Annotated in this window: 26 protein-coding genes and 3 pseudogenes; 6 read left to right on the forward strand and 23 right to left on the reverse strand. The window is 35.2% G+C overall.

Features of this window, described 5'->3' with window-relative positions:
• The first annotated feature begins 430 nt into the window (after nucleotides 1–430).
• On the forward strand, nucleotides 431–1,216 hold the full coding sequence (locus AC3WTA_RS01970; RefSeq protein ID WP_492332795.1) for a sulfotransferase family 2 domain-containing protein: 786 nt from the start codon (nucleotides 431–433) through the stop codon (nucleotides 1,214–1,216).
• Nucleotides 1,217–1,642: 426 nt separating this feature from the next.
• A complete protein-coding gene (locus AC3WTA_RS01975) occupies nucleotides 1,643–3,067 on the forward strand; it encodes an NTTRR-F1 domain (protein WP_492332796.1) in 1,425 nt (474 codons plus the stop codon).
• Nucleotides 3,068–3,216: 149 nt separating this feature from the next.
• Here the strand turns inward: AC3WTA_RS01975 and AC3WTA_RS01980 are convergent.
• From AC3WTA_RS01980 to AC3WTA_RS02065, 18 genes and pseudogenes are all read right to left on the reverse strand, one after another.
• Nucleotides 3,217–3,414: pseudogene (locus AC3WTA_RS01980) on the reverse strand (hypothetical protein); the annotation flags it as partial.
• 9 nt (nucleotides 3,415–3,423) lie between these two features.
• On the reverse strand, nucleotides 3,424–4,122 hold the full coding sequence (locus tag AC3WTA_RS01985) for a hypothetical protein (RefSeq protein WP_002096570.1): 699 nt from the start codon (nucleotides 4,120–4,122) through the stop codon (nucleotides 3,424–3,426).
• Nucleotides 4,123–4,155: 33 nt separating this feature from the next.
• Nucleotides 4,156–4,371, reverse strand: a pseudogene (locus AC3WTA_RS01990) (zinc-finger domain-containing protein); the annotation flags it as partial.
• Nucleotides 4,372–4,389: 18 nt separating this feature from the next.
• Nucleotides 4,390–5,127 (reverse strand): 2-methylcitrate dehydratase, encoded by a 738-nt coding sequence (locus tag AC3WTA_RS01995; RefSeq protein WP_492332797.1) that lies wholly within the window; start codon nucleotides 5,125–5,127, stop codon nucleotides 4,390–4,392.
• 14 nt (nucleotides 5,128–5,141) lie between these two features.
• Nucleotides 5,142–5,558 (reverse strand): DUF1064 domain-containing protein, encoded by a 417-nt coding sequence (locus AC3WTA_RS02000; protein WP_492332798.1) that lies wholly within the window; start codon nucleotides 5,556–5,558, stop codon nucleotides 5,142–5,144.
• Entirely contained in the window at nucleotides 5,555–6,070 is a 516-nt protein-coding gene (locus AC3WTA_RS02005) for a dUTP diphosphatase (RefSeq protein ID WP_492332799.1), read from the reverse strand. The genes AC3WTA_RS02000 and AC3WTA_RS02005 overlap by 4 nt, the downstream gene beginning before the upstream one ends.
• Before the next feature lie 561 nt (nucleotides 6,071–6,631).
• Nucleotides 6,632–7,078, reverse strand: coding sequence for an MFS transporter (locus AC3WTA_RS02010; protein WP_492332800.1), 447 nt, complete (start codon nucleotides 7,076–7,078; stop codon nucleotides 6,632–6,634).
• 15 nt (nucleotides 7,079–7,093) lie between these two features.
• Nucleotides 7,094–7,576, reverse strand: a complete 483-nt coding sequence (locus AC3WTA_RS02015) for a YpiB family protein (protein ID WP_492332801.1) — start codon at nucleotides 7,574–7,576, stop codon at nucleotides 7,094–7,096.
• Nucleotides 7,557–7,745 carry a hypothetical protein gene (locus tag AC3WTA_RS02020; protein WP_000335954.1) on the reverse strand — a complete coding sequence of 63 codons (189 nt, stop codon included), beginning with the start codon at nucleotides 7,743–7,745 and terminating at the stop codon, nucleotides 7,557–7,559. Before AC3WTA_RS02020 ends, AC3WTA_RS02015 begins: the two co-directional genes overlap by 20 nt.
• A gap of 5 nt (nucleotides 7,746–7,750) precedes the next feature.
• Nucleotides 7,751–8,644 carry an ATP-binding protein gene (locus AC3WTA_RS02025; protein ID WP_000531231.1) on the reverse strand — a complete coding sequence of 298 codons (894 nt, stop codon included), beginning with the start codon at nucleotides 8,642–8,644 and terminating at the stop codon, nucleotides 7,751–7,753.
• Nucleotides 8,577–9,392, reverse strand: coding sequence for a DnaD domain-containing protein (locus AC3WTA_RS02030; protein ID WP_000347301.1), 816 nt, complete (start codon nucleotides 9,390–9,392; stop codon nucleotides 8,577–8,579). The genes AC3WTA_RS02025 and AC3WTA_RS02030 overlap by 68 nt, the downstream gene beginning before the upstream one ends.
• Before the next feature lie 171 nt (nucleotides 9,393–9,563).
• On the reverse strand, nucleotides 9,564–10,370 hold the full coding sequence (gene recT / locus AC3WTA_RS02035) for a recombination protein RecT (protein WP_000224587.1): 807 nt from the start codon (nucleotides 10,368–10,370) through the stop codon (nucleotides 9,564–9,566).
• Between the two features lie 15 nt (nucleotides 10,371–10,385).
• Nucleotides 10,386–11,321 (reverse strand): YqaJ viral recombinase family nuclease, encoded by a 936-nt coding sequence (locus AC3WTA_RS02040; protein WP_001148169.1) that lies wholly within the window; start codon nucleotides 11,319–11,321, stop codon nucleotides 10,386–10,388.
• Between the two features lie 77 nt (nucleotides 11,322–11,398).
• A complete protein-coding gene (locus AC3WTA_RS02045) occupies nucleotides 11,399–11,614 on the reverse strand; it encodes a YqaI family protein (protein ID WP_000892408.1) in 216 nt (71 codons plus the stop codon).
• A gap of 94 nt (nucleotides 11,615–11,708) precedes the next feature.
• A pseudogene (locus AC3WTA_RS02050) lies at nucleotides 11,709–12,023 on the reverse strand (hypothetical protein).
• A gap of 2 nt (nucleotides 12,024–12,025) precedes the next feature.
• Complete coding sequence (locus AC3WTA_RS02055) at nucleotides 12,026–12,181, reverse strand: hypothetical protein (protein WP_000230373.1); 156 nt, start codon at nucleotides 12,179–12,181, stop codon at nucleotides 12,026–12,028.
• A complete protein-coding gene (locus AC3WTA_RS02060) occupies nucleotides 12,174–12,449 on the reverse strand; it encodes a helix-turn-helix domain-containing protein (protein WP_492332802.1) in 276 nt (91 codons plus the stop codon). Before AC3WTA_RS02060 ends, AC3WTA_RS02055 begins: the two co-directional genes overlap by 8 nt.
• A gap of 56 nt (nucleotides 12,450–12,505) precedes the next feature.
• The gene (locus tag AC3WTA_RS02065) at nucleotides 12,506–12,697 is read right to left on the reverse strand and encodes a helix-turn-helix domain-containing protein (protein WP_000854266.1); all 192 of its coding nucleotides are present in this window, start codon (nucleotides 12,695–12,697) and stop codon (nucleotides 12,506–12,508) included.
• A 203-nt stretch (nucleotides 12,698–12,900) separates the two neighbouring features.
• Here AC3WTA_RS02065 and AC3WTA_RS02070 point away from each other — a divergent pair, with 203 nt between their 5' ends.
• On the forward strand, nucleotides 12,901–13,254 hold the full coding sequence (locus AC3WTA_RS02070) for a helix-turn-helix domain-containing protein (protein WP_000481769.1): 354 nt from the start codon (nucleotides 12,901–12,903) through the stop codon (nucleotides 13,252–13,254).
• A 35-nt stretch (nucleotides 13,255–13,289) separates the two neighbouring features.
• On the opposite strand, the gene AC3WTA_RS02075 is transcribed toward AC3WTA_RS02070, so the two are convergent.
• From AC3WTA_RS02075 to AC3WTA_RS02085, 3 genes are all read right to left on the reverse strand, one after another.
• Nucleotides 13,290–13,418, reverse strand: coding sequence for a hypothetical protein (locus AC3WTA_RS02075; RefSeq protein ID WP_000836757.1), 129 nt, complete (start codon nucleotides 13,416–13,418; stop codon nucleotides 13,290–13,292).
• Between the two features lie 153 nt (nucleotides 13,419–13,571).
• The gene (locus tag AC3WTA_RS02080) at nucleotides 13,572–13,718 is read right to left on the reverse strand and encodes a hypothetical protein (protein WP_000733985.1); all 147 of its coding nucleotides are present in this window, start codon (nucleotides 13,716–13,718) and stop codon (nucleotides 13,572–13,574) included.
• A 37-nt stretch (nucleotides 13,719–13,755) separates the two neighbouring features.
• On the reverse strand, nucleotides 13,756–14,907 hold the full coding sequence (locus AC3WTA_RS02085) for an AimR family lysis-lysogeny pheromone receptor (protein WP_492332803.1): 1,152 nt from the start codon (nucleotides 14,905–14,907) through the stop codon (nucleotides 13,756–13,758).
• A gap of 394 nt (nucleotides 14,908–15,301) precedes the next feature.
• Here AC3WTA_RS02085 and AC3WTA_RS02090 point away from each other — a divergent pair, with 394 nt between their 5' ends.
• Nucleotides 15,302–15,670: a helix-turn-helix domain-containing protein gene (locus AC3WTA_RS02090; RefSeq protein ID WP_000380120.1), complete on the forward strand. Its 369-nt coding sequence runs from the start codon at nucleotides 15,302–15,304 to the stop codon at nucleotides 15,668–15,670.
• Between the two features lie 123 nt (nucleotides 15,671–15,793).
• Here the strand turns inward: AC3WTA_RS02090 and AC3WTA_RS02095 are convergent, their stop codons facing one another.
• On the reverse strand, nucleotides 15,794–16,444 hold the full coding sequence (locus AC3WTA_RS02095; protein WP_000379416.1) for a hypothetical protein: 651 nt from the start codon (nucleotides 16,442–16,444) through the stop codon (nucleotides 15,794–15,796).
• Between the two features lie 291 nt (nucleotides 16,445–16,735).
• On the opposite strand from AC3WTA_RS02095, the gene AC3WTA_RS02100 reads away from it, so the two are divergent.
• On the forward strand, nucleotides 16,736–17,845 hold the full coding sequence (locus tag AC3WTA_RS02100; protein ID WP_000675847.1) for a site-specific integrase: 1,110 nt from the start codon (nucleotides 16,736–16,738) through the stop codon (nucleotides 17,843–17,845).
• 136 nt (nucleotides 17,846–17,981) lie between these two features.
• Nucleotides 17,982–19,250: a LytS/YhcK type 5TM receptor domain-containing protein gene (locus AC3WTA_RS02105; protein WP_001012273.1), complete on the forward strand. Its 1,269-nt coding sequence runs from the start codon at nucleotides 17,982–17,984 to the stop codon at nucleotides 19,248–19,250.
• Between the two features lie 92 nt (nucleotides 19,251–19,342).
• Here the strand turns inward: AC3WTA_RS02105 and AC3WTA_RS02110 are convergent, their stop codons facing one another.
• Nucleotides 19,343–19,450, reverse strand: coding sequence for a YjcZ family sporulation protein (locus tag AC3WTA_RS02110; protein WP_000120182.1), 108 nt, complete (start codon nucleotides 19,448–19,450; stop codon nucleotides 19,343–19,345).
• Nucleotides 19,451–19,520 lie beyond the last annotated feature (70 nt).

The following is a 19,520-nucleotide window of genomic DNA, read 5'->3' on the forward strand; positions in this document are numbered from 1 at the left end:
AATAAAATTTCCTGGCGATCCAGTTTGATTAAAAATAGAATTCACTCGTTTCACTATGAAAATGCTAAATTTTCTATGTTTAACATATCGAGCAGTTAACTTTTGCTAGCTGCTCTTTGTTTGTAAAAAACGAACACAATTAACTGCACTCACATATAATATTCTGTGTTCCTTTCTTTATAAATTGAAATAGTCATTACAAAATGAATTTCGTCACGAGAGCACTTTTTTAAGTGCTCTTTTTTGATTTTTGAATACTTATTAAATGAAATTTTTGTGCATGCTTTTTTGAATTTCATTACCAAATAACGCTTTCATTACAAAATTATATTATTTTAAACAATCTATTCTACTTCTCTTCTCTTGTTCATATGCCAAGCTCTTTATTCATACACTAAACAAAATTGACATAACTGAATGGAGGCTAACTATGTCTATTTCAAATATTATTAATTATGGACGCGTTCCCCACTTCAATCCTAACTTCCCTTTGATCTTATTTTGGAGTCAAAAAAGTGGTTGTACCTCCCTTGCACATTGGTTTTTTTATCAAATTAATTTATTTAAACCGGCTATAAAATATAATTCTTTCATCCATCATTACGAAAATGATATATATAAAAACTCCTCGGACTACTTTATTGAACTTGCTGCGGCTTTATATACAAAGAGAACAGATACTTATAAACTAGTTAGAAATCCATATACAAGAGCTGTAAGTTCATTCTTTTCACTCATCGCTCCCCCATACATAGAAAACCCTGCATGGAAGCCCATTCGAAGTTTTTATTATGGTAATGATAATTGTAATAAGCCTATTTCGTTTAAAATCTTTCTCTATTACATAAAAGCGCAAATGAAAGATTTAGAACAAGTAGATCCACATTTAATGCAGCAATATGTACCAGGTGAGGAGGAGTTTGTTACAGATTATATCTACCTTGAAAATTTCTCTAAAGAAATTGTACGCCTAGAACAAACATATCAATTAAAAACTTCTCCTTTACACATACTAACCAAATCATGGCATCATCAGAAGGACAAGGCGATTTTTAGCGGTACTTTTGCAGATGCTGATATTACCGATCCTTTATTCCCACGCCTCCCAACATACTATAGTTTTTATGATCAAGAAACTATCCAATTAGTACAAGATATTTTTAATAAAGATTTCAGTACGTACAAATACCCATTAACTCCTTTAATAAATAAGTGATTTTCTAATTGCGATTTCATATATTATAGAGAAACTTAATTTCACAGCAGTGCAATTATCACCACATGCCGTATAAATCTTTGTGATTTTATCTACAATTCTTTTAGAAGCAATCTTTATATGGATTGATAAATTTGAAACAACTGATGCTAATGAAGCACTCGAATAGAAATTAAAATGATTATCTTAGAGCACATATAAACATGTGCTCTATTCTCTTTTAAACATATAACGATTTTATTCAGTTTCTTAACAATTCCTTTCATTCTTTCAAACTGTTTCTATATTCTTGCTGAAACTGCACTTAAAGTATAACTAAAGATCACCTGTGCATTCACATCAATAATTCCTGCTAACTTTTCGATTTCCGCTATCTATTTCCCTATTACCGTTAACCTAAAGAATCAAAATCCCTCATGAAGTATCATGAATAGAATATACATTATTAAATCTTCATTGAACAAATGTACAAGCATAACTAACAAAGTTGAATATATCTATACTAATCTAAAAAAAGGAGGTGATTTTTTGATTAAAAATCGCATTGTAAATGGAGGATTCGAGACGGGAACACTTTCTCCATTTATTGTAAACAACCCCTCTTTTGTTTCTATTAGTGGCTTTAACAGTCATTCTGGTGTTTACAGTGCTAAATTATCTGGAGGTTTAGCTACCGCTATTATAGCTCAAGCGGTTCCAGTATCCCCAAATGAAACGTTCGAACTTTTTGTGTCCCTTTCTAAAACCGGACCATTTCCTAGTCCATTGATAGCTATCAATGTTCAATATTATAATGGAAATACTTTTTTGGAAGATGGCTTAGTTACTTTTATACATTCCAATCGTATCCCCGATAACAATGAAAAAGATTGGTTAGAAGTTTATGGGACTACTTCTCCAGTGCCGGCTACAGCTAATACAGCATCAATAGTTATCGCTAAGTTCTCCGAATTAGGAAGTGCAGATGTATTTATTGATGATGTTTCCCTTCTATCTGTCGCTAATTCTGGAACTACCGGACCTACAGGACCTACTGGTTCACAAGGACCTCATGGCAACACAGGTACTCAAGGACCTACTGGCAACACGGGTGCTCAAGGACCTACTGGCAACACGGGTGCTCAGGGACCTACTGGTAACACTGGCGCTCAAGGACCTACTGGCAACACGGGTGCTCAGGGACCTACTGGCAACACGGGTGCTCAAGGACCTACTGGCAACACGGGTGCTCAAGGACCTACTGGCGACACGGGTGCTCAAGGACCTACTGGCGACACGGGTGCTCAAGGACCTACTGGCGACACGGGGGCTCAAGGACCTACTGGTAACACTGGCGCTCAGGGACCTACTGGCAACACGGGTGCTCAAGGACCTACTGGCGACACGGGGGCTCAAGGACCTACTGGCGACACGGGTGCTCAGGGACCTACTGGTAACACTGGCGCTCAGGGACCTGGCTCAATATTATTTAGTGATACAGATACAGGAACGCAACCGCTAGGTGCTTCGCCAACAAATGTTCTTCAGGTAACAGCTGTAACTATAACAGCAGGTGATCAATTGAAATTTGATTTCACTGTACAAGTTTTAGTAACTCCTACATTACCATCATGGTCAGTTGTCCTTACCGTCGTATTATCCAGCTCCGTTGATGGAACTCTCCTCACACAGACTTATCACTTATCCGATGATACTAACATTGGTATTCAAACAATAAAAGTAGCAGAGGTATTTACAAATAGCCCTTCTGTCAACTCCCATGATTACACTGTTAGCATTACTTCTACCAATGTCAATGCTTCAACTTCAGCAGAAGTTAGAGGATTAACAATTCTTAGATTTGATGCTTAATTTCTGCAGACAGAAATAATTGAGTTTTCAAGAAGTTGATCCAATCAATCTCATGACTCAAGGGGATTGGTTGGGTCTTTTTTTTTGAATATTGTAGGTTATGTAACTTCACAACACTACACTTCCCTCTCAAACTTCTCATTCAAACTACCACCGACAAATTTAGGTTGTGTATCAAAATATCTACCCAACTGGCGTAATTCTTGACCAGTCGGGCATACCTTACATTCATTGATACTGAAACATTTGTCTGATGTACGATTGTAATAACACCGCCAGCATTTCTGTTCGATAATGTCACCAATTTGGTATGCGAGTTCTTTTCGTTCTTCTTTTGTCAGCTTCATACCATCTACCTACAAGACTGCCTTGAGCGCCATACCAAGCGCTTGTGATCTACCTTGTAACTCAAGTCGATGTTCACGTTCTTTGGCAGCTGTTTCTTCTGCAGCGCGTACATTGATATGCATCTTTTGCAGGTCATGCCCTAATTCATGATTCTTTTCCGTAATCGCATTAAATTCATTAAGTAACGAGTTATAATCTTCCTCGCGAGCTTGCAGCTGTTGCTTCATACTTTCAAACGCATCTTCTGCTTCCAAGCGTACTTTTGTTTCTGCGAAAAGATCTTGCTCTAGTTTTTCGGTTATACCTTTTAATTCTCCGTACAGTTTCGATACTTCGCTTAACTCTTTTTGAAGTGCATCTTTTTCATCAAGAATGTAATTTAATCGCTCTTTCCAAGAAACATCTAACGCTTCTATTTTCTCGATTTGCTCAATAACTACAGGTTTTAATTTTGGTGGTTCAGATTTCGGTTTTTCAACGTTTTGAGGTTGTGGTGATGGTTTTGTATTCTGCGAATTCTTTAATGCGCTTACACGCTTATTAGACGTTCCGTTCGCTTCGCGTCTTTTAGAAATATGGTAATACAAGTTCTTTTCACTTACCCCAAGATAACTAGCGATTTTTACCCAAGTCCACTTTACTGAATCTGCCTCGCGTAACTTATTTGCTGTTGCACATAATTGATCCCAATTTCTTTGTTCAGCCATATGTTCCGTTCTCCCCTCAAGTAGACTTTCGCCTAATGTTTTTAGTTTTTTACCGATTTCACAATTCTCAGCGCACCAGGAAGTTTTATGATTTTTGCTTGTATCATTGTATTTCGGAACCTTCGTACACCCTTTACACTGATCATCCTGTATATTTAAAATCCTGAGTCGGATTTGACGTTTTTCGGCTTTGCTCAATTCATCACCCCATATGAGATTGAAAGGCAGGTAGTACAACGAAATTGTCATACTACCAACCTGTTAAAATTAGTCTTCTAATGTTTCATTGAAAGGCTTATCCTCATCAGTGACTTCGATTTCTTCAGAAGATTGCGATTCTTCCTCTTGCACTTGTTCTTCTTCTTCTTCCGTTACAACCGTTTCTTTTGTCTCTGTTTCTTCCTTCGGTTTCTCTTCTGCCATTAGCTGCTCCACTACATCCGGCTGATTCTCGTACCACTCATGCCATTTAATCGCCATCGGTGCAATGCGAGCACGGTAATCATCAATCATTTCAATCAGCTTCACGTTAGAAATTTTCAACTCATTCGCTAACTTCAGATACGATTCTCCCTCGAGCTTTCGTTTTACGATGTAAGCAAAATCATGTGGTAAATCATCTAAACCTGGAGCAAGGCCACTAATGATAAACGCATCTACAATTTCACGATCTGCTTGCTCTTTCTCTTCACGAGTTGGAATTTTCTCTTCTGGAATATCGAAATCAGCTTCTAATTGTTCAAACGATGCCTTTACTTCTTTCACAACACCTTTATCATCAACTTCATACTGTGTTAGTGGTTCGTTCGTTTTCGCGTTTACAGTAACATTGAAATTAACTTGCATGGATTCCAGTGAGATAAACACCTTTGTATCAATCATTTCTGAAAGTACATCCAACTTACCGCGTAATGATGAATCCGTTACTTCTAAAACGATTTCTTTCTTCCCATCCGGCTTAAGATTTACTTTCTTTAAAGTTGGTTTAAATTCGATATATGACATATGATCCGCTCCCTTTATTTTGCTTGTTTTAGTTTTTTCTCTTCACGTTTTAATTTGTTGTACTCATCTAGTGTGATAAAGCCACCGTATTTCCTCACATGTTTTAGCAAGATGAGTTGCAAATGTGGGTACTTGTATTCGAACATCTTCTTTTTCACTGCGAATGTTTGTGTAACCATACCCTTTATGTCCACGACTTCTACATCACCATTCGGTAAATAAACCATGAAGTCTGCGATATATGTAATTGCCACAAATTTTTTACCGTTCTTTGTAAATGCCGGTTGCAATGTAAATCTTGGCTGTAATTCAAAGCTGGTAATTTCACCTGCAGCTTGCAGTATTTTTAATCCAGAGTAATAATCGGCTTCTGCTTTACTATCGAAAATATGATTATCCAGTTTAACTTTCTTGTTATTGTACTTGCTCAATATCCATCATCCTGGCGTTGATGATTTACTTTGTTCTTTTCCAGGTATGCTTGTTCTATATCTTCATGAGTAAATCCGAGGTGCTTTGTTCCTAATTCCATAAACAAGTTAAAAATTGTTTCAACGTCATCCGCTAATTGCAGTTTACTGTCTGGATAATTATGTGCTGTATCCCACATTTCTCCTACGTAATAAAATAGCTTGTTAAATGTTCCAACGATTGTTTTTTCTGTTTCGTCCTCGCAACGAAACTCTATTTTCACATCTAACTGATTGCTGATACTTAAAATAAAATGCAGTCCATCCACAAACTCTGTCTGAATGATTTCTTTTTCACTCGGGCCCTTATTTCTCCAATGTTTAAAACAACGTGTTTCGTTTGCTAATGCAGCAATTTCAACCTGTAGCGCTAAGATTAAATTACTAACTACGTTTTGACCTTCTAAACCATGTTGCTTAATAATCCGATTATCAAATATCTTTTGTAATCCACGTAATTTTGCGATATTCATTATTTTCTTTCCCCTTTCGCTTCACTGATCAGTAAAGTGATTTCATATACAGCATTTTGTGCACATTCCATGTTTCTTCACCCCTTGAATATTTTTCAAAAATCAATACATACTATTTTCAAGCCGCTTAATCCACGGCTGGTACTTCCTTCTCTTTACAGTAAGAGGCAGATTGGTTCATAACTTTTCTAATTCTTACTGTATATTTTTAAAAATATCGAAAATAATACCAACAAGCTATTTGAACTAGCAGCTTCACTCTTCTCATAATGGGAATGCAATATATCACAATTAGCTAACTCATTCGGCTAACTGGCAGACAACCGAAAATGTTGTCTGCTTTTTGTATGGAATTTTTTATTTTACATATACTACTTTTGAGCCTGTTACCAATGCAAGCCATTTGGTGTTTTGAATTCCGACTAAGCTTTTTTGTTGCATAGATTATTACATCTTTGACAACACTGTTTTAAAGCGCGTTTTCTGGTTATTCGTAGTTCTAATCCAGAATAATTTTTCTCCTATAAAGGACGGCAGGTACGACTGCTCGTCCTTTTTTACTTATACCGCATACTCTCCCTTCTGGTAGCTTCGAACCACATTACCCTCATCATCGTAGTAAGCAATTTCCCAAAAAGGATGGCAGTTGTGCTTCTCAATTCCCCCATCGAACAAAACGAACAAATTAGTTTTCCAGTTCCCGACGATCGTACCCCACATGCCAGCTACGTTTACTCGCATACCCATGTAAGCGAAATGGAGGTTGCGGTAATTCTGCATTTTCTTGAAAGCTTTTTCCGTACTGTACATGCGCTTAATATCAAAAACGCCTTCGTTCTCGCACTTTACAAACTTCATGAATTCAACCATCGGCATCGTTAGAAACTTTGTTCTGAACTTTTGCCAGTACAGGAATCTTGCCTTTCCTTCAGTTTCGGCTACCACATGTTCTTCATTCGGCCATTGTTCGAAAATGGTAGTGAGTTTGAATTTGTAAAGGACCACCATCCTTCCACCTCCCCCTTAATTCGTAATCAGTTTACGGAACAGTTCTTCGTTTCTTGTGTCTAGTGCATGATTAATGAGTTGGTATTTTATTAACTTTTCAATTTCATCATGATCTTCCCCGTCGATATGCGTTTCAAGTGAGCACTCATCATCTTCAAGTACTTCCATGTATAACGGCTCCTTGTATTTACCTTTGAAATTGATTTGAATATAAATTGGAGCATCGTTCGCATTGAAATGGTTATATACAGCTATTCCTTCCGTACCAGTTAGATTCGGTTTATAAAACGCAAACATGTTACCATCTGAAAACACTGCTGAAATCTCAATACCATACGGATATTTCTTTGCGTTTTCAACAAAGTGAATTCTGCTTGAAAACCTTAAATACTTTTTAAATGTGTAGAGAAGTGCAAATCCTTCTTCTCCTCTTTTCAAAATGCAATTTAGAAGAAAATCTATAAACTCGCGCTTTTTCTCAACCGACACGTTGCTCATGCAGTAACCCCCTTTTCCATCCTTCAAATTTTTGTATCCAAGCATCCCAATTTTCTTTTTGCATTGCTTCTTGCTGCTTTGCTACCTCACAAGTACAACCCTCAATTGTTACCACTCCAGGATAAATTTCTGTATGAACTACGCCAGTGTTACTACATGTCATGCACATTTTCTTCACTCCTTTTCGAATCTTCTTAATCGATAATTATTACCGTTCATTTCTATAACTTCCGTTTCATCATCAAAGATACGGCTGAAAATTCGTTCGTCATATATTCCAAACAAAGCTTGTACGGTATGGTTTGTTGTATAAATCGTGTGCCGTCCAATTCGGCTATCGATAATTTCAAACATTTTCTTCTTCGCCCATTTATGCTTTTTTAACTCTTCCTCATCATCCGGTTCCTTTTCAGCCCCAAGATCATCGATTACTAGGCACTCTATTTTAGAAAGCATGGTAAGCAATTCATCTTCTGTCATGTCGCTTTTACGGTTATACGTGGACTTCAGCTTGGTAAATAACTTTTCTTCTGTAATAAAGCAGGCACTTATACCGCGTTTCATAAGCTCTTTTGTCATCGATACAGCTAAATGACTCTTTCCTGTTCCGTAATCACCGACAAGCATAATGTTTTTTCCGATTTTCTTGTTAAACGTTAATACATACTGCTCACACGCTTCCTTTGCTTCATGAAGCTGTTTGCTTGGTGGTACGTAATTTTGGAATGTTGCCTTTTTCAACTTTTGATTGATTAAGCTGCCATCTTCAAATCCTCTAAATAACTTGAGAACTTTCTCTTTCACATGCATTTCTTGTGCTTCCGTTGCTAATTGCTGGTCTTCCTTTTCTACTGTTTTACACTGTGGACAAAATTCATTGCCTGTTTCTTTATCGATAAGCATACGCTTGTTACAAACATCTTTTATGTTCTTCTTACCTACAACGAAAATGTTTTGGCATCGATTCGGTGAAAATTGAAACATTTCCGCTGCTTTCTTTCTAGCGTTTTGAGAAATCGTATTTGCCGAAGAACTCTTCACTTGATTTACCTGTTTTAACTGACCCATTCGATCCACCACCTTTTACTTTTCCTGTTCGTTTATTTGCGTTACGACGAAAGTCTTCTTGCGCTGCCTTTACATCATCCAATGTACGGATGTTACTGTTATTCCACTGTTTTAAAATCCCTTCGGCATAGTTCCATTTCTTCTGTTGCTTTAATGCTATTTCCATAGCCGCCACAACAAGTTCTTCATTCGTATCTTTAATCCAATGTGCTATGCTATCTGCCATGAATGAATTTAAAAGACCGAAATTATTCTCATAAAAAGCGAACGCGTTACTACTACTTACATTCTCTGTAGTAGGCTCTGCTGTAATATCTGTAGTAATATCTGTTAAAGAAGTTTCGGTTTCGAAAGATGGATTTTGCGATTTCGAAATTCCGTTTTTTTGATTTCGCAAAAAGGAAATAAACATTTCGGAAAAACGCTTTTTGTCTAACTTATAGTGAACAGTTGGACTTCCATTTGCTTTCTTTACAAACGTGCTAAGCAATCCCATCTCTTCAAGTTTTTTTCGCGACTTACGGACTGCATATTTGCTAATTCGTATTTCTTCATGCCATTCTTTATCCGTCTTATAAAAATAACCATCTGCTCTTGTCGTGCGATCTGACCAATAAATAAGTTGAGATAAAAACAATCCAATTTCTAAATCATCGACAAAATCAACAAATGTTGTATTAATGACGATTTTATTTGCCTGTCCACAAAAAGTCGCAATTATGTCAAATACTTCGTGTTGAAAATCCATCGTGTCTACCCCCTTGTGCAAATCGCGATGTAAGACTCATTTTCCTTAATGACTTTCTCTATCCGATAGCCTGGATAATTGCTGTGTATATAACGTGCAATTGACTGTTTCAAATCAGCTTTTGATTGTGCTCTCTCCCACAATTTGCGAGAGAGAAGCACTTTAGATTTATTACTCACCTTCAATCACGAAATCGCCTTGTCCGTCTCCTTCGGTTGGTTGTTCCACTTCAATTGAATCAGCTTCGATAAATTCCGGTTCTTCCGTGATATCCTTGCGCACCACTTCGTCATGTTGCGCTTGCGATTGGACCTCAATACTAATTGGTAAGTATTTAAACATGTAACGAACCACTGTTTTCTTCGCCATTTCCTCATAATCTGTTTTCCACGGGCTATAGTTCGAATTTGCTGAAGCTGAACGCCCTCTACGTTTTTCAATTTCACTCTTTGGCATAAATTCCATTTGATGCCCACCATCTTTGAAATGTGCGACTGCATACGCTCCAATAAACTCACCACGATCACCAAATGACGGTTTGTGCTTCAGTTGAGGGTGTAAGCCTAACTCGTATTCGAACTCATCATTTTCATACACCGCATGTGCATAGATACTTTGAATGTGGCCAGAACGTCTCGCTAAATCAATCATGCCTTTATATCCGATAATGAAAGTCGCTTCACTCTTGTATGGCAAAATGTAGCAATGTCCTAATAATCCTGGCTCAAGCCCTAATTGTACGGCTTGCATTACAGCTCCCATAAGCGATGGTACTTTGCATTCAAGTAACTTTGGATTTGTTCGAATCGTTGTTAATGCAATTCGGCTCATACGATCCATGCTCATATGCTTTGGTAATACTTCCGCAAAACGCGGAGCCATCTTTTTCATGTACGCTTCTACTGTTTGTTCAGGTGTTACTGGCGCGCTTGCTTTACGACCTGCTAATTGATTTTTAACTTTTTCATTAGTTGCCATTGTTTATTTCCTCCCTTATTTAACCGTAAATTTTCTTGATTTAGATTCTTTAACATACTGCTCATACAAATCAGGATAATCTGCTTTAAATCGCTTGCTATCAAAACGATTTGTAATGTATGACTTCCAAAAAACTTTGTAGTTCTCAGTTCCACCAGCTTCACTTGTACCAAGCTTTGCTTTGATTTTGTTTTCGTACTCTGCTTTTTGCTCTTGCAACACTTTAATCTCTCTATCCACTTGATCACGAGCTTCAATGAGAAGTTCTTCTTGCTTACCTAAACTTACAAAGCTATCTGTAATGGATTCTGGATATAAGTGTTTTAATAAATCTGTTGATGCATCCGAACCATCAAACATTGGCGGCTCATTCTTCTCAACATTGTTGAGCCAGAAGTCTTTTTCAATATCGATAAGGTACTGAATCAATTCCTCATCGCGTTCGATTTTTTTATGAACAAATTTGTTACCACCAATGAGTACCGCAATCCACCATGCTTCATAGCCAGTTACGGCCATATAATGTTGACACTGTAAGAGGTAAGCAGCTGGAACTTCTTCATCTTCCCACTCTTTTTTTAAATATTCTGATGCCGTTTTGCATTCAAGTCCGATTTTCTCACCAACAATTAATCGATCCACATTTGCTAACATCCACGGATATTCAGGATGCTGTAGGATTGCATTTCTGCGTTGAACTTTTAAATCTGTACGTTTTGTAAATTCTTTTGCAACTACTTCTTCTAAAACGTTACCGAAGTATGCCGCTTCACTTTGTATATCTTCTTTTTCAATCGCTTGTGTTTTTTCAAGGAACACTTGAACCGCTGATTTCCATTTATTTAAACCTGCAATTGCAGAAACATCTGAGCCGCCAATACCTTGTGTACGTGCTAGCAACCATTGATCATGGTCCATATTGAGTGTATTTACCAATACTTTTGCTTGCATGTTCTATTCACTCGCTTTCCGTGATATACTAGCTATAACTTATCTTTTAAAGGGAACCCATTGCCGTGGGTTCTTTTTTATTCCCCTGCGGTTTTCTTCTCAAATCCAAGCTGCGTAATCATGTAATTCATAATGTTATCCCTTAAAACCACTTCACCATCTGGTGCGATTAAAAATTCATCACCTGGTAGAATTTCCTTACCTAATGCATCCTCAACTGGATGATCTATCATTTGTTCTTGCGGATCAGCTTTACCGTATCCGTTGTGCATCGACATTGGGTTTTCTAGCAACTTGTTCACCTCCTTAGAAGAATGGAATGTGGTATAATTATGCTAAGTCATACTTTTTCAAACCGTTCTAGGGGTAGGACGATTTGTTTTGGTTTTACCCAACTTCTTCTGAAAGAGTTATGTAATGTGCCCTTTCAACCAAGTCCGCGTTAATCCCCTGACTCCTTAACCGCTTAATCACTTTAAGAATGTTTTTACGATCTCTTTCACGTTCCACATCGTGCTTTTCTTTCGCTCAATACAGTGCTGCAAGTTCTCTTCTTGCCAGACGCGCTTCCTTTACCCACTCACGTAATAACTTTTCATCATGAGTTCTTAATGCTTCAATTTGCTTCTGTTCGCAATGTTTTAAAAATGAATCTAACGTTTGTTTCTTTTGTATGTCCTTTTGTAGAACTGATGCTGTGATGCTCATATTCTTTTCACCTTCCTTAATTGCTGATTTTCTTGCTTAAGCTGTTCGTTCTCGTTGATAAGCTTTTCGAATGAACTAAAAAGCGCTGCACCACCCACGACTGACACGATAACCACCGCTGTGATAAAAAGGCTGAATGTACTTTCAACCAACGTATGGTTCCTCCTTTTGGGCTTCTAGCCATGCTTCCAAATCTTTTTGTAAGAAGAGTAATTTACGCCCTTCTCGGATAACCGGAAACTGCGGATGATTTGCCAACTCATACATTCTGCAAACTGCGATGTTAAGGTAAGCTGCCGCTTCTTTCACTCGCATTACTTTGTTTGGTTGTGCTTGTTGCTGGAATGAAGCTAACGCTGCTTGAATTTCTTCACGAATAACTTCACGGATTGACTCTTTAATGATTTGATCTAATCCCATTTTGTTTTGCTCCTCTCTATTTAACTTAACCAACTTTTACTTAACTATTAGTTAAGTTACGGACAAAAAATTTTAATTGCATCTAGTTTCACTTTTAAAAACTCAGCAATTTTTACAATTAGGTCATAATAAGGACGGCGTTTGCCATTTTCTATGTACCAATAATGGACCTCGGTAATACCAACGGCTTCAGCTACTTCCTTACATGTAAACCCTTGTTCTACACGTAGCTGCTTTAGAGTTTTCATATGCAACTCCTCTCTTCCGTTTTTGTTGTTACACTCATAATAACTTAACCTTTAGTTAAGTTCAAGTCTTTTTTAAAATTTTTCTCAAAAAATTTTTCTCTTTCAACTTAACTGAGAGTTAATATATAATGTCAGTAAGGTAATATAAAATAAAATGAGCATATTATAAAATAATATAAAATAAATATTGGGGAGCTTGGAATATGTTTAATCATGAGAGGTTAAAATCACTACTTGATAAAAGAGGGATTTCCCAACAACAATTAGCTGATGCGATTGGTGTTAGCCATGTTTCTGTTTATAACTACGTTGAGGGAAAAAAGAAACCAGGAATACGTACACTGCAAAAAATAGCTAATTTTTTAAAAGTTACTACTGATTACCTGCTAGGATTATCTGATATGCCAGATTTAACAGCGGACCAAGATCTGCAACTTACCGCAGAAGCCCAAGAAATTCTTCAAATCATAAATGATCTACCCGAAGAACAACGAAAAAAAGCATTAGAACAACTAGAAATGTTTGTGAATTACGAAAAAGCAAAAGGGAATATTTAAAGAAAAAAGACTATCCGAAGATTAGATAGTCTTTTTTACATTGCTTTTTCTCTTTTAGGTTCACTTAAACAAATAGATAATAATGTTTCTTTTGGATTAACTTCTTCTTGCAGAAGTAAAAGCGCTTGTTTTATTAGATTAACATCCCCATCTTTACTCTTCATCTTCTCTTATCCCCTTATCGTTTTTGTTATTTTTTTACATAAATTTCTTTTTTGTTCGTAAACCTAAAAAGGAAATTCCCCCTAAAACTACAAATGACATCGTCAATTAAGACGATGTCATTTTAATATATATGTAAACCTATATTTCGTATCTTACCAACCACCACCAGGATCAACCATCATTTGTTGAACTACTGGTTTTGAGTCATTTGTACTAGGCTTTTCTTTCGCAGAATCAGTGTTAACAACTAGTGTAGCTGCTAATAATAGTGCAGGAATAATAGTAATTAATTTCTTCATCTTATCACCTCTTTCCAATACTAATTATACCAAATATTCAAATTAAACCCAAATGAATTTTCGGTAAATTCGAATAAAATATATTCCCTGATTTTTGACACATTAGAAGAGATTGTTTCATTAACTCTTCTCTTTTAGTTCCCTCATATGTCAATGCTAAATATGCGGTTTGTATATCGGTTAATTCACCAGTAGAACTTTTTATTTGATTTAACAATTCCCTGGCTCCCGTTGTATTACCTTGTTTAATCATTAAATATGCCATCTCACTTGGATGTACAACATCTGAATCACTAATTTCTTTGTCATGATGAATCTTTAAAAATGATAATGTATGTTGCACCATTTCTTTCTTCTTCTCTATACCTTCAACCTTTCTATCGCCAATCACTTGTAATGTTTTCTCTAAATAATATTTTGAGTTCTCATAATCACCTTCTGAGAAAACATACGATTCACCTAGCTTTAAGTACGCATTTACTTTTGGGAAAGAAAAAAAGTTATCCCACTCAAGATCATCTATTAACTTTATAGAAACTCTTCTTGCTTCATCCACTTCTCCACCTTGCAATGAAGTAACAGCAATCGCTTCTCTATAACGTAATTGAAAGCACTCGCGAAGATATTTATTACTAATTTTATTAATTTTAGTTCCTATTGATTTCAGGCGCTCATTTAAATCCGTATAATTTCCTGTTTGGTATTGCGCTTGACATAACAAAATTTCAGTTAACACTTCCATCTCCATTGTTTTCACTGATTTGCTTTCTTTATGTAGTGCTTTATGGTACTGTTTAGCATTCAATTCACCCATATATCGGTTATAAATAATCTGATACACACTAGCAAATTCTTTATTTTCAGACACCTTAGACTGTAATTCACTATTTATTACTTCAATCAACAGATCGAACTTACCTCTTAAAGCTAAGTCTTCCATTGCTTCACGTAAATTCTCTGATTTCGGGTTTGTGACATCGATATAATTCCTTAACATATTCCCTTGTACCTGTATGCCTTTATTTAATAGGATGATTGTTTTAGATAGAAAACCAAAACTAATATCTGTGTTACCTTTAAATACTTTTGTCACAGTACTCGGCTTAACACCCCAACGATCTGCTAGTTTGTTTTTTCTTATCCCAGCTACACATAATTCTTTTTCAATTTGACCTAGAGCTTTCCACATGTTTTGTCCCCCTTATTGGAACAAGACACACTTCCCTATCATGAAAACGCACCTTAATGATGAAAGACATCCAAAAGCTGTGTTATACTAGCCGTATACGTTACGTAGATTCGTAACTAAAAGGCTCATGGCAAATGTTTTCCCTACTTCTATTAGGGTTAAACGGTGTAAACGTGTTCCCAGCACCATTACACGCGCTATGGGTCTTTTTCGTTCCATTTGATTTCTTAAAATCAGTTTATCACAAGATTTAGAATTTTTAGTGTAACGATTGAACAACAAGGTTGAGAAATATTTTCTCAACCTATTGGTATAAATTATATCACAAATAATAAAAATGGTATTTTTCCTAACATATATAGTTAGAAAAATCGAATCCAAGTAAAATTTATGCATGGATACTTTAGCGATTTTCTCAAACACGCTTAAAAGATTACGTGAGGAACGAGGATTGCGCCAACAAGACGTTGCTGATGATCTTGTAATGACGCGTGAACGGTTAAGTAGTTATGAAAATAACCATTCTTCACCAGATCCGCATGCATTGGCACAGTTTGCTAAGTACTACGATGTTTCTTCTGATTTCTTGCTAGGACTTACAGATGAACGCCGTAGATACACTTCAACGGATACTGCTGATTACTTACACCGCTCACTACTTGATATCTTATCCGGATTAACAGAATCCCAACAAGATGAAACAGTAAAAAGTTTAATGCGTTATGCCCGTTTCCTCAAAAACGATGTAAAAGACTTCACATAACGTGAGGTCTTTTACTTTTCTTTATTTTACCACGAAACAGAACGAACGTTCTCTTTGTTTTCGAAAATATTGAGGAAGTTTATACTAATTTAAAAAGTATTACAAAAAGAATTCGTTTTAAAATTAACCTACGTCTTTTTTCACCTTAAAGGCAGCAATCCCAACAAATTTTTTGTGATCGACTGAATCAGCAAGTAAATACATACTTGGATGTTCGTATGAATCTACTTCAACTCTATTTTTTATAAAACTATTTTCATTACATTTAAAATATTCTATTTCTACTGTAGCCCGTGGAAATTTACCCTCTAAATAAATCAAAGGTACACTATAACTTCCTCCAGGTGGTAGATATTGAATATTTATTTCTTTTTCACTCCACACAAAAACCGCTTCTTGATGGGCTATAACGTCATCCTGATCTATTCCATAAGTAATTTCAGTATTATAAATATTAATTCTATACTTTAATTTCACATCAGTCGCTGGGAAATCACCTTTATTTTCTATATTTAGACTCCACTTTTTTTTACTATGATGAAAATCTTCATGTGGAAAACCCTCTCCCCCAAATTCTAACCCCCAAAATTCTTCATAATTACGTAAGTAGAATCTATGGTCATATGTTTGTTCCTCTTCATCTTCGATTTTTGAAATAACATAGAGCCTAGTATCCAATGATTTCTTATACACCTTATATGTAAGAAAAACAAAAACCGCTGAAACTAAAGTTCCTAATGCTGATATTAAAGCAATTAGACTTCCTGTATCCATAATTACAAATCTCCTTTTCTGTTTACAAATAAACATTTCTATATCATCATTTTATCATAATATACTTCTTTTCAATATATTTATAGGATCATAGCTAAAAATACAATTTTGACTTCTACTAACTAATATTTTAGCTTGGACAAAATGACAATCATACCCTATAACCGAATTTGTTCATATATGGTAAAATGTATCTATCGCTGATATGTCCAAACATGTAATTTTCATAGCAGCAAAATTACAACTAGACTTATACAACATGATTCAAAACAAAATGAAGGAGTGTATTAAGTGAAAGGACATATTCGAAAAAGAGGAAATAAGTACTGTATCGTTATTGATATCGGTCCTGATCCAGAGACAGGAAAAAGAAGACAAAAGTGGTTTTCTGGTTATAAGACAAAAAAAGAAGCCGAAAAAGATGTCGCGAAAAAGATTACGGAGTTAAATGAAGGGACTTTTATAGAGCCATCTAAGCTTACTTTAAAAGACTATCTGGTTCAATGGTTAGAAGTTAAAAGAATGAGTTTAGAAAGAAATAGCTACGTTTCTTATAGTAGCAATATAACCTACCATGTTATACCTAGCATAGGAATGATTGCACTTCATAAATTAAATGTTATGCACATTCAAAAATGCTATAAATCAGCACTAGATACTGGTATTTCAAATAATTCCTTACTCCAATTGCATCGAGTACTAAAAACAGCTTTAAATCTAGCGGTAAAACAAAATATTATTTCTAGAAATCCCGCTGAATTTGTTGAGTTACCCAAAAAAGAAAAAAGCCCCATCCAGACTTGGACGGAGGAAGAAGTAAAAAGATTTCTATTACATTCACAAGACTCACGATATCACATTGCTTACTTATTAGCAATTACTACAGGGATGCGTCTTGGAGAAGTTTTAGGTTTACGTTGGCAGGATGTTGATTTTGAAAATCATACAGTTACTATCAATCAAACTGTTGGTGGTGATGATAAAATTAAAAACACCGCGAAAACAAGTGCATCAAAACGTACAATCCCTGTTCCTGTAGAAACAATAGAAGCAGCAAAAAAACATCGAATTCAAATTAATAAAGAGAAATTACGAATGGGTTCTGCTTATCAAGATTTTGACTTAATTAATTGTAATAAATCTGGCGGGGTTTTATACAGAAATACTTTCAGGATAAAATTTTATAAGCAAATAAAAAATGCAGCAGTGAAAAAAATTAAAATTCATGATTTAAGACATACACACGCAACTTTATTATTGAAACAAGGAGTTAATCCTAAAATTATCAGTGAGAGATTAGGTCATACAGATATTTCATTAACGCTTAGAATTTATTCTCATGTTTTACCGAATATGCAAGAAGAAGCAGTAAAAAATTTTGGTAAAAGTATCTTTGGTTAGCTAATGTTTGCAAAATGTTTGCATTTTACAACAATAAGCCAAACAAACCTTGTATTATCAGGGTTCATTCGGCTTAACACATATTATCATGTATAATACATATAAAATGGAAATTCAAAATAACGAGGAAAATATTATGAACTTTGTTTATATTAATCAAAACGTATTAAATAATCTTCTTTACATTTTAAGTAGCATATTTATTTTTTATTTTATATATGATAGCGGACGCTATTTAAAGAAATATAAAAAACTACTTATTATCCTTTGTACGATTATCCCTCTTATTTTATGTATGCGCTATCCAATCTATATGGATGAAAATTGTATTCATGATTTAAGACAAATACCAGTTATAATAGGCACACTTTATGGTGGCTTCCCTGTTGGTATCATTTTGTTTGCTATTTTATTAATTACAAGATTTTTATTTTATGGATTTAGTATGTTAACAATACTAGTTTATGGCACAATGTTTATCGTTACAGCATTCGCATCCGCAAAATTTAATAAGTATAATAGAAAAATTAAAGTAGCTTATGGAATGTTTTTAACATTTTTTCTAGCAATATTTACAACTGTAATTGTATTAACTTTATCAGATTTTGAAGTGAATAATTTGTACATTATTTATTTCATAATATTACCAACTATTTTGATGTTGTTTGTCATTTATTTTAATGAAGTTTTAAAAGATGCAGTATGTATGCGATCGAAGATGATTAAAATGGAAAAAATGGAGATTGTTAGCCAACTTGCTGCTAGTATATCGCACGAAGTAAGAAATCCCTTAACTGTCGTAAAAGGATTTACTCAACTTTTAAAAACACCTAATTTAACTCCAGAATCAAGAGATGAGTATATTGAACATATACTTGAAGAGTTACATCGTGCACAAGGAATTATTGATGATTATTTAACGTTTGCCAAACCTGCTTCAGAAAAATTAGATCATATTTCAGTAGAACAAGAGTTGAACCGAGTTATTAATATGATCTTACCATTATGCAATATGAATACAATACATATTACAAAAGATTTTTCCACGGCAACAATTGTAGGCAATAAACAGCACTTTCAACAATGTTTTTTAAACTTAATAAAAAATGGTATTGAAGCAATGCCTAATGGTGGTACTTTACATATCTCCTCATCTATTAGTAATAATAAAGTTATTATTCGAATTGAGGATAGCGGAATTGGTATGTCACAAGATCAAATAAATCGATTTGGTGAACCATATTTTAGTACAAAAACGAAAGGTACAGGTTTAGGTACAATGGTTGCTGTTAAGATCATTGAAACGATGCAAGGTAGTTTAAAAATCCGAAGCGTTGTTAATAAAGGTACAACTTTGACAATTACATTGCCGAGATGTAATAACAACTCATCTGAAAACAAATAAAAAAGGAGCAATTATGCTCCTTTTTTATTTGTTTCGATACATAAGTATCTTCTATGTTTTTTAAGTTTACATTTGTGGAGACTAATTAGAAATTAGTACCCTCCGCCCCAGCAGCTGCATCCAACGATAATTAATAAAATAAATAACACAACTAATAAAGCGAAACCTCCACCAAAACCACAAGAACCACCGTAACTCATATTTTCTCCTCCTTTTGGTTTGAAAACTAATAGGTAGTTGATCATTTTAACTGGTTCGTATTATACATTA

The sequence above is a fragment of the Bacillus sp. EB106-07-01-XG149 genome (assembly GCF_058791555.1).